Origin of the sequence: Gemmobacter denitrificans, assembly GCF_036964905.1 — a bacterium.
Taxonomy (GTDB): domain Bacteria; phylum Pseudomonadota; class Alphaproteobacteria; order Rhodobacterales; family Rhodobacteraceae; genus Gemmobacter; species Gemmobacter denitrificans.
In genome coordinates this window covers 73,534-85,822 of the sequence record NZ_JBALHR010000007.1, presented here as the reverse complement: position 1 = coordinate 85,822, position 12,289 = coordinate 73,534, and the positions used below count along the sequence as shown (strand labels likewise).

The window sequence follows — 12,289 nt, the reverse complement described above, 5'->3', positions numbered from 1 at the left end:
CAGCAGACCAGCTAAGGTTCTAAAAAAGCGGCCAAACAGGGCAGGAATGCGCAACAGCACCGCGCTGAAGGAATTTGCGAAACTGGAAAGCCCGGGCCTTTGGCGCGAAGGCCCGGAATTGCGGCGGCGCGATGTGATCGTGGCATTTGGCGAAGCCAGCCTGACCCTGTCTGACCCGCGCAGCGAACTGGCCCTGTCGCATTGGTCGCTGCCTGCGGTGGAACGGCTGAACCCCGGCGAACTGCCTGCACTTTATGCACCGGGCCGCGATGCGCTTGAAACGCTGGAACTGGAAGACGAGCTGATGATCGGGGCCTTGGAGCGGGTCCGCCTTGCTTTGGCCGCTGATCGGCCCCGCCCCGGCCGGTTGCGCACAGGTCTGGTTCTGGCGACGGCCCTGCTGGTGCTGGGTCTGGGCGCGGTTTTTGTGCCCCGTGCGGTCGTCAACCACACCGCGGCCATGTTGCCGGATGCAACCCGCCGGGCGATTGGCCAGATGGCACTGTCGGACCTGAGCCGGGTTGCAGGGGCCCCCTGCAGCGATCCCAGCGGCCTTGCGGCGCTGGAACGCCTGACACGGCGGCTGTTCGGCATCGGTAGCCCACAGCGCCTGATCGTGCTGCGCGATGGCACAGCTAATTCGCTGTCGCTTCCCGGGCATATCATCACGCTGAACCGCCGTCTGGTGGAAGACCATGACAGCCCCGACATTGTGGCAGGCTTTGCTTTGGCCGAGGCGCAACGGGCCGCGCAATCCGATGCGATGGTGCCGCTGTTGCATCATGCCGGCCTCGGTGCGGCGGCGGGCTTGCTGACCAGCGGCACGTTGGATCCAGCATCCGTCGATGGCTATGGGCGTGTTGTCATGCTTGCCACGCCGGAGGTGCCGCAGACCGAAGCCTTGCTTGCGCGCTTTGCCACGGCAGGGCTGCCATCCACCCCCTACGCCAAGGCGATCGATCCCACAGGCGAAGCCACCTTGCGGCTGATCGAGGCAGATCCCTATGCCCGCCGCGTGGTGGACCCGGTGCTGACTGACAGTGACTGGATCAGCCTGCAGGCCATCTGCGCCGAATGAAAACCCCGCACCGAAGCGCGGGGAGAGGATTTCAGAATGCCGTCAGCGAATGAAGGCGTCGCCAAAGCCCGTGGCGCGGGCCGCACGCAGAGCTGCCTGAGCAGAGCCTGCATCAGCAAAGGGGCCAGCCATCACGATCTGCAGGGCCTTGCCGCCCTTGGTCACTTTCGCCGTGCCGGTAGGCAGACCCGCAGCATGCAGCCTGGCCCGTGCGCCATCCGCATTTGACGGTTGACCGAACGTACCCACCTGAACATAGAAACGCCCGGTTCCCGCCTGCGGCTTGGCCGCCCGCGGTGCCGCCTGCGGATCAGCCTTGGTGGAGACCTGCAATTGCGGCTTCTTCTGATCCTTGGAAGACACCACGATCACACGGCGCTTGCCCTGTGGCTGTTCGGCGACCAGACGAGCGGGAACCTCGCGCGTCCAGATCTGATCCTGCGCCGCTTGCCCGCTGGCTGTGCCCATACCGCGATAGGGATTCAGCCGGTCATCGGTCCAGGCCAGTTTGAACCCTTCGGGAACCACGGTCCGCTCAGGTTCCGCCACCGCAACGGCAGAGCCTTGTCGGGCAATCACGGTGGCCCGATGCGGGCTGCCCAGATCATCCACGGTCATGGCCCCCCGGCTGACCCGGGTGCCATCGGGTTCATACTGACCCGCACCAACCCGACGGCCTTCGCCCATGGCCACCTTGTCATAGATCGGGGCTTTTGCGCCATTCAGGCTGCCATCACCCTTGGTGCAAAGCACCGCAGTTCCCCCGTTCGACAGCGCTACCAATTGCGGAACCGGAGCCGAGGCATAGCAGCCGATCTTGCCACCCGTCGCACGGGCCTGCCGGACGGTGACCGCGCCCGCAGCCGGTGCGACCGTACCGGGCACCACTACCTGCGCCTGACGCGGGGCAGACGCAACCGGGGCTGGTTGCGATTTGGCCAGATAGGGATCGATGCGCGGGGGCGGAGCGACCTTGATGCGTGGCTGGGTGGTCAGGCTGGCCACAGTATCCATCGGCGCCCCCTTGGCGCGCGGTGCGACAGGCGCAGCCGCCACCACGACCGGAGCAGGCTCCGGCACGGTGGCCGGTGCCACGGGGATCGGCTTTGCCATGGCCTGAAGCGTGGGCGGATAGCCACACAAAACCTTGCGGTCGCGATTGACGCGCGGCACCCAGTTCGCCCGACCGTTCAGCCCCGCCTTCAGAAAGACGCAGCCACGGCTGTCCACATACATCTGGCCCTTGAAGCTGGGCGGCGGCAGTTCAGCTGGCCCGCCGATCTGCGAAACAGTTTGCGCTTGCGCAACAGTAGTTCCAGCGACGGCCGCGAAGACCGCAGCCGTGACAAGACGACGAAACATGACAACCCCCATGCAGACTGGGCGAATCATGCAACAGTATTGTTTTCGGGTAAAGGGGTAATGGCTTATTTAGTGCCAAACATCCGATCACCCGCATCCCCTAGGCCCGGTACGATATATCCGTGGTCATTCAAATGGCTATCGAGCGAAGCTGTCACGATTGGCACGTCGGGATGGGCCTCTTTCATCCGCGCCACGCCCTCGGGGGCGGCCAGAAGGCACAGGAAACGGATGTTGCGGGCCCCCGATTGTTTCAGCAGGTCGATCGCTGCGGCACTGGAATTGCCGGTCGCCAGCATCGGATCGACAACAATGCAGATGCGCTCCTCCAGCGCATCAGGCAGTTTGCAATAGTATTGCACCGGCTGCAGCGTTTCCGGGTCGCGATACAATCCGACAAACCCCACGCGCGCCGCCGGGATCAGTTCCAGAATTCCGTCCAGCAGCCCATTGCCTGCGCGCAGAATGGAAATCAGCGCCAGCTTCTTGCCATCCAGGGTGGGGGCCTCCATCGGCTGCAGCGGTGTTTCGATCCGGGTCGTCGTCATCTCCAGTTCCCGCGTGACCTCATAGGCCAGAAGCAGGCTGATTTCCTTCAACAGACGGCGAAACCCGGCGGTCGAGGTTTCCTTGTCGCGCATGATCGTCAGCTTGTGCTGCACCAGCGGGTGATCCACGACCGTCAGATGCGGCAGGGGGGAATGATCGGTCATCGGGCGGGCTCCAGTTTCTTGGCGATCTCGGCTTTGGTTTCGGCGTCGCAAAAGGCGGCGTCAAGGGCGGTACGGTTCAGCGTGTCGAACACGCCCTGATCCCAATCGAAGGCATCGGCCAGCCGATCCCATTCGCGGGTCATCGTGGTGTGAAAGAAGGGCGGATCATCGGTCGATACGGTGACCTTGACGCCCCGATGGTGCAATTGCCCGATCGGGTGCTTGCGCCAGTCGGGATACAGGCCAAGCGCGATGTTCGATCCAGGGCAGACCTCCAGCACCGTGCCGGTTTCGGCCAGTTCATCGACCAGCGCCAGATCCTCGATGGCGCGGACACCATGGCCGATGCGCGACGGTTTCAGATCGCGCAGCGTGGCACGGATGTGATCGGGGCCGCGCCATTCGCCGGCATGGGCGGTGATGCCAAGCCCGGCTTCGCGGGCGCAATCGAAGGACCAGAGGTAATCTTTCGGCTCCAGCACCTTTTCATCCCCGGCAATGCCAAATCCGGTAACAAAGCGCCCCGCGGTTTCGGCGGCACATCGCGCAGTTTCGCGGGCCTTTTCGGGGCCGAAATGCCGGATCGGCGTGACGATGGCGCGCAGGGTGATGCCCATGGTCGCCTCGGCCTCGCGGGCCGCGTCTTCGATGGCCGCCAGATAATCGCGCCAGGCTGACAGATCGCGCCCGCCGCAGAAATCGGGCGACAGGAAGGTTTCGCTGTAGATCACCCCCTGCGCGGCGCTTTCCTCCAGCACGGCCAGGGTCAGGCGGCGGTAATCCTCGGGGCTGCGCAGGACCGAAGTGGCCACCTCATACACCTTCAGGAAATGCCAGAAATCGGTATAGCTGTAATGGCCGCGTTCATCGAAAATGCCGCCGATATCCTCGTGCTTTTCGCGGGCCAGCCCCCGGATGAAGGCAGGCGGGGCCGCCCCTTCCAGATGCAGGTGCAGTTCCAGTTTCGGCTGGGATCGCAGGGTCATGCCGTCACTCCCAGATGCGCGGCCACCTGTGCGGCCACATCGGTAAACGCACACAGCCCCAATTCGCCCGCACCCTGCCCTGCAATCAGGACCGGCACCCGCTCTCGCGTATGTTCGGTGCCCACCCATGTCGGATCATTGCCGTGATCGGCGGTGAACAGCGCCATGTCACCGGGGCGCAGGCGCGGCAGCAATGCCGCAACGCGGGCATCAAACCATTCCAGCGCGCGGGCATAGCCCGACACATCACGGCGATGGCCGTAAAAACTGTCAAATTCCACAAAGTTCGCAAAGGTCAAGGAGCCGGGCTCGGCGAACTCCACCAACCGGTCCAGATGATCGAAAAGTGCTGCATCATCTGGGCCCTTATGCAGGTGGGAAATGCCGCGATGCGAGAAGATGTCACCGATCTTGCCAATGGCATGGGTCACCCGGCCTGCCGCCTGCACCTGATCCAGCAGCGTCGGGGCCGGGGGGGCGATGGCGAAATCGCGGCGGTTGGCGGTGCGTTGAAAACTGCCGGGTTCGCCGACAAAGGGGCGGGCGATGACGCGACCCACCTTCATCCCGTGCACAGTCGGTGCCAGATCACGGCACAGGGCAATCAGCCGGTCCAACCCGAAGGCAGTTTCGTGCGCCGCAATCTGCAGCACGCTGTCAGCCGATGTATAACAGATGGGCCAGCCGCTGCGCAGATGCTCGGCGCCAAGCGCGTCGATGATCGCCGTGCCGCTGGCGTGGCAATTGCCAAGGATGTCCGCCACCCCGGCCCGGGCGCAGATCTCGGCCACCAGCGGTTCGGGAAAGGTTGGCACGGTTTCAGGGAAATAGGTCCAGTTCCATGGCACCGGAACACCCGCCAGTTCCCAATGGCCTGAAGGTGTGTCCTTGCCCGGCGACACTTCGGTCGCGGCCCCCCAACGGCCCTTGGGACGGGCCCCCAGGCCCGGAGCGGAAAAACCCGAGGCCAGTTTCAGCGCGGCCCCTAGGCCCAGACCATCCAGCGCGGGCATGTGCAACGGCCCGCTGCGCCCCTGCTCGGCTCTGCCCTCCGCACAGGCCTGGGCGATATGGCCCAAGGTGTTCGACCCGGTATCGGGCACCCCGCCCGAAAAGAAGCGATCCGCATCCGGCCCGCCACCAATGCCGACGGAATCAAGCACAATCAGGAAAGCCCGGTTCATCCGGTGATCCTTTCAATGATCAAGGGCTGGGTGGTGGCCGGGGCTGGCTCCAGCCGATAGGCCGCGAGCACGGCCAGTTCGGCCTGTGCAGCCGCGTCGAAACTGCTGGCATGGATGCGTGCAAGTGGCACGCCCCGATGCATTTCATCGCCAAGGCCCGCCAGATCGGACAGTCCGACCGAGGGGTTCACCCGGTCACCATCGCGAAGCCGCCCGCCTCCCAGATGCACGACAGCTTGCCCAAGCGCAAATCCATCAATTGCGGTGACGAACCCGGCGCCGGGCGACAGCACATCGCGGACCACGGGGGCGGATGGCAGCCGATCTGGCCATCGTTCCAGAAAATCGGCTGGCCCGCCCTGCGCCGCGACCATGCGGCCAAACCACTCCGCTGCCGCGCCCCGGGCAAGCGCGCGATCCATCCGGTCGGTCGCGTCATCCAGATCCTCGGCCAGCCCGCCCAGCACCAATGCCTCAGCCCCAAGCGCCACAGTCAGATCATGAAGTCTGCGGTTGATGGATGTGCCGGTCAGCGTTTCCATGACTTCGATCACCTCCAGCGCATTGCCCGCCGCCGTAGCGAGAGGCTGATCCATATCGGTGATCAGCGCCGTGGTCCGGCACCCGGCGCCGCCGGCTGTGGTCACCAGCGCCCGCGCCAGCGCCGTGGCCTGATCCAGCCCGCGCATGAAGGCCCCCGAGCCAAGTTTCACATCCAGCACCAACCCTTCAAGCCCCGCAGCCAGTTTCTTGGACAGGATGGAGGCGGTGATGAGATCAATGCTCTCGACCGTCGCGGTCACATCACGGATGGCGTAAAGCCGTCGGTCGGCAGGGGCCAGATCGGCGCTGGCGGCCACGATGGCACAACGGCAGGCGTGCATCTGCTGGCGCAACTGATCTTCCGACATAGCGGTGCGAAACCCGGGGATTGCCTCAAGCTTGTCCAGCGTACCACCGGTATGGCCAAGGCCCCGCCCGGAAATCATCGGCACATAGGCCCCGCAGGCGGCCAGTGCGGGTGCCAGCAAAAGGGACACGCAATCCCCGATCCCGCCGGTGGAATGTTTGTCCAGCACCGGCCCCGGCAGATCCCAAGCCAGAACCTTGCCGCTGTCGCGCATGGCTTGTGTCAGTGCTGTGCGACCGGCTTCACCCAAGCCCTTCAGCAAAACCGCCATGGCAAAGGCCCCGGCCTGCGCATCGCTCACCGCGCCCGAAGCCAGCCCCGCCGCGAACCAGCGCAGGTCAGCCCCGGACGGAACGCGCCCGTCGCGGATGGTCGCGATGATGCTGCGCGCATCGGTCATGTGCGGGCCATATGCGCAGCCGTAAAGACCCCTGGCAGAAGATCGGCCACGGTCATCTGCCGCTGCTTGCCATCAGTGGTGCACAGCGTGACCACCACATCCGGGTCGGCAAATTCCGCGATCTTCTGGCGGCACCCGCCACAGGGCGGTACGGGATCGGGGCTGTCAGCGATCACAAGGATTTCGGCAATTCGCCGATCGCCCGTGGCGCACATGGCGGCAATCGCCCCGGCCTCGGCGCAGGTACCTTCGGGATAGGCCACATTTTCCACATTGCAGCCCACATGCAGCGCCCCCGAACTGCTGCGCAGGGCCGCGCCCACCTTGAAGCGGGAATAGGGGGCATAGGCATTTTCGCGCACCTCGGTGGCGGCTTTCAGCAGGTCCATGGGCGATGCTCCGGCAGTTTGACCAATAGGTCAGATTGTGCGGCAGGCCAGCGCCGGGCGCAACCGGGTCATGCCGGGCGGGTGGCAAAATCGCCCGGCAGCGCGACCTCCAACAGTTCCAGATCGGCAGACGCTGCCGCGTGACGTGCCGCAAGGCCCGGCGGAATGACAAAAGCATCCCCAGAAAACAGGGTGACAGGGTCCCTGCCCTCGCCCTCCAACCGCATGCTGCCTGCCATCACGAAGGTAAACAGGATATCGGCATCATGGCGCAGCCAGGGCGCCTCTTGCCCCGCAACGGGCCGCGCGACCATCACCGAGGCGACGCCTTTGGTATTGGCGTTGATCGTGGTGTCGCGCGCAACAAAGCCCGGAATACGGAACGGTGCGAAGATGCCGCTTTCGCCCCGATTGAACACAAAGCGCTGGCCCTGCCATTCTCGCTCGGGGCGCAGGTCAAGGGTCGGCAGGGGCAGATCATGGTCGATTTCGGTCACATGTTCGGCCGGAACCCCGATTTCGATGACCTCGATCCCGTCGCTGGCCTCCAGCACGCGGTGACGGATTTCGGGGGGCTGGATGAAGCAATCGCCGCGTGTCAGCCGGATGGGCAGGCCCTGATCTTCATTGACAACATCAACCCAGCCATTGATGCAGAAGATGAGCTGAAACCCGACCTTGTGGAAATGCACCATGTCGGGCACCGGGCCGCCATCGGGGATGCGGATGTGGCTCGCGATCACCGCCCCGCCCAGACGTGAGGGCACCAGATCGCGATACTGCATCCCGGCGCGCCCGATCACCCAAGGGGCCTGATCGGCCAGCCGGCGCACCACAAATTCGTGCTGGGTGGGTGGCTGCACGACCGGCGGGTCCAGCGGTTCAATCAGAACCCGCGTGCCACCGGGCGCGCGTAGTTCGGTAGCACCGCCCGCAATCAGCACCGGATCATCCGCCAGAAGTGTGATCGCGCCGGGAGGCGCATCGGACACATCCAGCCGGAACCGCAACCCATGGCCCGAAAAGGCCGCCATGCGCGGATTGTCGGCGGGAAAAATGCGGTCCATTCGCAATCCCAGCTTGCGGAAGAAGCCGATATCCTCGGCCAGGGCCGTGGTGGTCAGATGTGCCTGCGCCCGAATATTCTGCATGACGCCCCCCAGAAGATTTGATCAAGACTGCGAAACCCCAGTGCGGAAGTAAAGCCCCGAGGACGGCCCCCGGATTGCGGGTTTCCGTCATTGCCAGAACCCGGCCTTTGCGGGCAGACTGGGCCAATGGTGAACCGGGGTTGCACCCTGTGCAACGCAGCCATTCCAAGGAATGTTAGCGCAATCATATTGCGGCATTTTGCAGATGGTTTAATGGCAAACCAAATTTGCGGGAGGGCAATATGGAAGACGCACGGCAAGACACGGCGCGACAGGCGGCACTGGACTATCACGAATTTCCGAAACCCGGAAAGCTGGAAATCAGGGCCACCAAGCCGCTGGCCAATGGCCGCGATCTGAGCCGCGCCTACAGCCCTGGCGTGGCTGAGGCCTGCCTTGAGATCAAGGCCGATCCATCCACCGCAAGCCGTTATACCGCAAGGGGAAATCTGGTCGCCGTCGTGTCGAACGGCACTGCCGTTCTGGGGCTTGGCAATATCGGCGCGCTGGCCTCAAAACCGGTGATGGAAGGCAAGGCCGTCCTCTTCAAGAAATTCGCCAATATCGATTGTTTTGACATTGAACTAAATGAGCCAGACCCGGTGAAACTGGCGGAAATCGTCTGCGCGCTTGAGCCGACCTTCGGCGCGATCAACCTTGAAGACATCAAGGCACCTGATTGCTTCATCGTGGAAAAGCTGTGCCGCGAGAAGATGAATATCCCGGTCTTCCATGACGACCAGCACGGCACGGCCATCGTGGTGGGGGCTGCGGCCACCAATGCGCTGCATGTGGCAGGCAAGCGGTTCGAAGATATCAGGATCGTCTCTACCGGCGGCGGCGCGGCAGGTATCGCCTGTCTGAACATGCTGCTGAAACTGGGCGTGAAGCGCGAGAATGTCTGGCTCTGCGATATTCACGGGTTGGTCTACGAAGGCCGCGAGATCGACATGAACCCGCAAAAGGCCGCCTATGCGCAGACCAGCGACAAGCGGACACTGGACGAGGTGATCGACGGCGCGGACATGTTCCTGGGTCTCTCCGGCCCTGGCGTGCTGAAGCCTGAAATGGTGGCCCGTATGGCCGAAAACCCGATCATCTTCGCCTTGGCCAACCCGACCCCGGAAATCCTACCCGATCAGGTGCGCGAAGTGGCCCCCGGTGCCATCATCGCCACCGGACGCAGCGACTTTCCCAATCAGGTCAATAACGTGCTGTGCTTCCCCTTTATTTTCCGGGGCGCGCTGGATGTGGGGGCAACCCAGATCAATGATGCGATGCAACTGGCTTGTATCGAGGGCATCGCCGCGCTGGCCCGCGCCACCACCAGCGCCGAAGCCGCCGCCGCCTATCGCGGCGAAAAGCTGTCCTTCGGGCCGGATTATCTGATCCCCAAACCCTTTGACCCCCGGCTGATCGGCGTGGTTGCCTCTGCCGTGGCCAAGGCCGCGATGGAAACCGGCGTCGCCACGCGGCCCATCGAAGACCTGAATGCCTATCGTGAGCGCCTGAACGGCTCGGTCTTCAAATCGGCGCTCATCATGCGCCCGGTCTTCGAGGCTGCCCGTCAGGCCACCCGCCGCATCATCTTTGCCGAAGGCGAAGAAGAACGTGTGCTGCGCGCCGCCAATGCGATGCTGGAGGAAACCACCGACAAGCCGATCCTGATCGGCCGCCCCGATGTCATCGCCCGCCGGGCCGAGCGTGCGGGCCTGCCCATTCGCCCTGATCGCGATTTCGAAATCGTGAACCCGGAAAACGACGCCCGCTACCGCGATTACTGGGGCAGCTATCACGAGTTGATGGCCCGCCGCGGTGTGACGCCCGATCTGGCCCGCGCGATCCTGCGCACCAATACCACTGCCATCGGTGCCATTGCGGTGCATCGCGGCGATGCCGACAGCCTGATCTGCGGCACGTTCGGCCAATATCTGTGGCATCTGAAATATGTCACCGAGGTGCTGGGGCGCGATGGCCTCTCGCCGCATGGGGCGCTGTCCCTGATGATCATGGAAGACGGCCCGTTGTTCATCGCCGATACGCAGGTGAACCCGGTCCCGACGCCCGAACAGATTGCACAATCGGTGCTGGGCGCGGTGCGCCATGCCAAGCGCTTTGGCGTTACGCCCAAAGTGGCCCTATGCAGCCATTCCAACTTTGGCAACCTGGACACCGATAGTGGCCGCCGCATGCGGGCCGCCATGGAAATTCTGGACGCCGAAACCCGCAACTTCGTCTATGAAGGCGAAATGAGCATCGACGCCGCGCTGGACCCGGACCTGCGGGCGCGCATCTTCCCCAATGCACGGCTGGAAAAGGCCGCCAACATCCTGATCTTCGCCTATTCCGATGCCGCCAATGCCGCGCGCAACATCCTGCGGATGAAGGCGGGTGGGCTGGAGGTCGGGCCGATCCTGATGGGCATGGGCAACAAGGCGCATATCGTCACGCCGTCGATCACCGCGCGCGGCCTGCTGAACGTGTCCGCCATCGCGGGAACACCTGTGGCCCATTACGGATGAAACGGACAGGCCATGCCCTTGTCATTCTTGGCCTGACAATTCTGACGCAACTTGGGGGGCTGGCCTGGGGGCTGGCCCTTTTCACACGCTGGCGCTGGCGGGCCTTTCCGCTGATCTATCTTGCAATCTGGGTGGTTGCACAGCTTCTGGCCCCATTGGCGGGACGCCAGCCTCTGCCCTGCACCGGTGCCCCGCTTCGGATGCAATCGATTTTCTACTGTGCCGCCCTGCGCAATTTCGCGGTGCCGGAACTGGCCGATCTGGCACATGACGCCGCCGCTCGGGTCGCGGACAAACATCCCGGCACGATTACCCTTGCACTTGATGGCGGCTTTCCCATTCCTGGTCTGCCGATGTTACCGCATCTGTCCCATGCCGATGGGCGCAAACTGGATTTCGCACTATTCTACAAGAATTCAACAGGAGACTATCTGCCGGGCAAGACGCGGGCTCCGCTGGGCTATTTTGCATTTGAAACGCTGGATCATCCCCAATGTCCGGCGGCCTTTCCGACGCTGAGGTGGGATTTCCGCTGGATGCAGGCGATTTACCCAGATCGACCAATCGATGACCGGCGTACCAAGGCGCTTGGGCAGGCCTTGCTGGATGATCCGCGCCTGGGCAAGATGCTGCTGGAACCCGCATTGGCCGAACGGCTTGGACTGGCCGATCCAAAGTTGCGCTTTCAGGGATGCAGGGCGGCCCGGCATGATGACCATTTCCATGTGCAACTCTGAAACAGCCCCCCTGAATAAGGCGGGGGCGCCGCAGCGCCCCCGGCAGTCCCGCATCAGGGGTTGAGCTTGGCCGGATCGACATCCTTCAGTGTCGGCCATTTTCCGTCAGCTTCGCTGATCAGATTGGCCGTGTCGGCCTTCCAAAGCTCGGCCACCTTCGGCGAGAGGTTCACATACAGCTTGTCATCGACAATCTTCCAGACATTCGGATCGCCGTCGAACTTGAAGCCCTTTGCCAGCCCATAGGCGCAATAGCCGCCGAACTGCGGGGCGTATTTTTCGGGATTGGCCAGAAAAGTCGCCTTGTTCGCCTCTGACGCAAAGCGGTAGGTGGCGCCGTGATGGGTGGTATTGATCTCCACCTCGCCCGGCACTGGTTTGCCTTCGGTGAAATAGGACACCGGATCAACCCCGCGCAGCGCAAGGTTGGTTGTGGTGACATTGACATCAAAGCCTTCGGCCCAGACGGGCGCGGCGAAAGTGGCAACCGACAGGGCGGCAGCCGTGGCAAGCGACGCAAGCGCGCCCTTGAACGTGGTTTTCATGATGATCTCCAGACAGGAATAAGGCCCGGAATATGGCCGGAGCGATCAAAAGGCGTCTGAAAAGGACTTGGACGACGAATGCGCAGATGAAAGCGTGGTTCAATGCCTCAGCCTAACCGGCCTTTACGAGATCGCGCAAATCACGTCCGATCACGTCCGGGTCATCGCGGCGGAGATCGCCAGACTGATTCTGCAATCATTAATGAATAGTTTGCAAACTCTCTAAAATTATACGGATATTCCTTGTTTCACTGGCCTGTTTGCAAAAATTTGCTGCGGCATGCCGCATCCTCTGCAAATTTTTCGCCCTTG

General features: G+C 63.3%; 11 protein-coding genes. 3 read left to right on the top strand and 8 right to left on the bottom strand.

Features of this window, described 5'->3' with window-relative positions:
* The first annotated feature begins 46 nt into the window (after positions 1–46).
* Positions 47–1,078: a hypothetical protein gene (locus V6590_RS12620; RefSeq protein ID WP_335423615.1), complete on the top strand. Its 1,032-nt coding sequence runs from the start codon at positions 47–49 to the stop codon at positions 1,076–1,078.
* A gap of 42 nt (positions 1,079–1,120) precedes the next feature.
* Here the strand turns inward: V6590_RS12620 and V6590_RS12615 are convergent, their stop codons facing one another.
* The 7 genes from V6590_RS12615 to V6590_RS12585 form a co-directional block, all read right to left on the bottom strand.
* A complete protein-coding gene (locus tag V6590_RS12615; RefSeq protein WP_335423612.1) occupies positions 1,121–2,440 on the bottom strand; it encodes an SPOR domain-containing protein in 1,320 nt (439 codons plus the stop codon).
* A gap of 65 nt (positions 2,441–2,505) precedes the next feature.
* Entirely contained in the window at positions 2,506–3,153 is a 648-nt protein-coding gene (upp, locus tag V6590_RS12610) for a uracil phosphoribosyltransferase (protein ID WP_335423610.1), read from the bottom strand.
* On the bottom strand, positions 3,150–4,139 hold the full coding sequence (locus V6590_RS12605; RefSeq protein WP_335423608.1) for an adenosine deaminase: 990 nt from the start codon (positions 4,137–4,139) through the stop codon (positions 3,150–3,152). The genes upp and V6590_RS12605 overlap by 4 nt, the downstream gene beginning before the upstream one ends.
* Positions 4,136–5,323 (bottom strand): phosphopentomutase, encoded by a 1,188-nt coding sequence (locus V6590_RS12600; RefSeq protein ID WP_335423605.1) that lies wholly within the window; start codon positions 5,321–5,323, stop codon positions 4,136–4,138. Before V6590_RS12600 ends, V6590_RS12605 begins: the two co-directional genes overlap by 4 nt.
* The gene (locus tag V6590_RS12595) at positions 5,320–6,633 is read right to left on the bottom strand and encodes a thymidine phosphorylase (RefSeq protein ID WP_335423604.1); all 1,314 of its coding nucleotides are present in this window, start codon (positions 6,631–6,633) and stop codon (positions 5,320–5,322) included. The genes V6590_RS12600 and V6590_RS12595 overlap by 4 nt, the downstream gene beginning before the upstream one ends.
* Entirely contained in the window at positions 6,630–7,022 is a 393-nt protein-coding gene (locus V6590_RS12590; RefSeq protein WP_335423602.1) for a cytidine deaminase, read from the bottom strand. Before V6590_RS12590 ends, V6590_RS12595 begins: the two co-directional genes overlap by 4 nt.
* 68 nt (positions 7,023–7,090) lie before the next feature.
* Positions 7,091–8,173 carry a cupin domain-containing protein gene (locus tag V6590_RS12585; RefSeq protein WP_335423600.1) on the bottom strand — a complete coding sequence of 361 codons (1,083 nt, stop codon included), beginning with the start codon at positions 8,171–8,173 and terminating at the stop codon, positions 7,091–7,093.
* A gap of 242 nt (positions 8,174–8,415) precedes the next feature.
* On the opposite strand from V6590_RS12585, the gene V6590_RS12580 reads away from it, so the two are divergent.
* Together V6590_RS12580 and V6590_RS12575 are read left to right on the top strand one after the other, a co-directional pair.
* Positions 8,416–10,695 carry an NADP-dependent malic enzyme gene (locus V6590_RS12580; protein WP_335423598.1) on the top strand — a complete coding sequence of 760 codons (2,280 nt, stop codon included), beginning with the start codon at positions 8,416–8,418 and terminating at the stop codon, positions 10,693–10,695.
* Positions 10,692–11,432 carry a hypothetical protein gene (locus tag V6590_RS12575; protein ID WP_335423595.1) on the top strand — a complete coding sequence of 247 codons (741 nt, stop codon included), beginning with the start codon at positions 10,692–10,694 and terminating at the stop codon, positions 11,430–11,432. The genes V6590_RS12580 and V6590_RS12575 overlap by 4 nt, the downstream gene beginning before the upstream one ends.
* Before the next feature lie 53 nt (positions 11,433–11,485).
* Here V6590_RS12575 and V6590_RS12570 read toward each other — a convergent pair whose 3' ends face one another.
* The gene (locus V6590_RS12570; protein ID WP_335423593.1) at positions 11,486–11,977 is read right to left on the bottom strand and encodes a YHS domain-containing (seleno)protein; all 492 of its coding nucleotides are present in this window, start codon (positions 11,975–11,977) and stop codon (positions 11,486–11,488) included.
* Positions 11,978–12,289: the final 312 nt, after the last annotated feature.

Excerpts from the sequence above, each read along its gene's own strand:
- V6590_RS12620 (WP_335423615.1), top strand. The coding sequence starts at position 47 with ATGCGCAACAGCACCGCGCTGAAGGAATTTGCGAAACTGGAAAGCCCG.
- V6590_RS12615 (WP_335423612.1), bottom strand. The coding sequence starts at position 2,440 with ATGTTTCGTCGTCTTGTCACGGCTGCGGTCTTCGCGGCCGTCGCTGGA.
- upp (WP_335423610.1), bottom strand. The coding sequence starts at position 3,153 with ATGACCGATCATTCCCCCCTGCCGCATCTGACGGTCGTGGATCACCCG.
- V6590_RS12605 (WP_335423608.1), bottom strand. The coding sequence starts at position 4,139 with ATGACCCTGCGATCCCAGCCGAAACTGGAACTGCACCTGCATCTGGAA.
- V6590_RS12600 (WP_335423605.1), bottom strand. The coding sequence starts at position 5,323 with ATGAACCGGGCTTTCCTGATTGTGCTTGATTCCGTCGGCATTGGTGGC.
- V6590_RS12595 (WP_335423604.1), bottom strand. The coding sequence starts at position 6,633 with ATGACCGATGCGCGCAGCATCATCGCGACCATCCGCGACGGGCGCGTT.
- V6590_RS12590 (WP_335423602.1), bottom strand. The coding sequence starts at position 7,022 with ATGGACCTGCTGAAAGCCGCCACCGAGGTGCGCGAAAATGCCTATGCC.
- V6590_RS12585 (WP_335423600.1), bottom strand. The coding sequence starts at position 8,173 with ATGCAGAATATTCGGGCGCAGGCACATCTGACCACCACGGCCCTGGCC.
- V6590_RS12580 (WP_335423598.1), top strand. The coding sequence starts at position 8,416 with ATGGAAGACGCACGGCAAGACACGGCGCGACAGGCGGCACTGGACTAT.
- V6590_RS12575 (WP_335423595.1), top strand. The coding sequence starts at position 10,692 with ATGAAACGGACAGGCCATGCCCTTGTCATTCTTGGCCTGACAATTCTG.
- V6590_RS12570 (WP_335423593.1), bottom strand. The coding sequence starts at position 11,977 with ATGAAAACCACGTTCAAGGGCGCGCTTGCGTCGCTTGCCACGGCTGCC.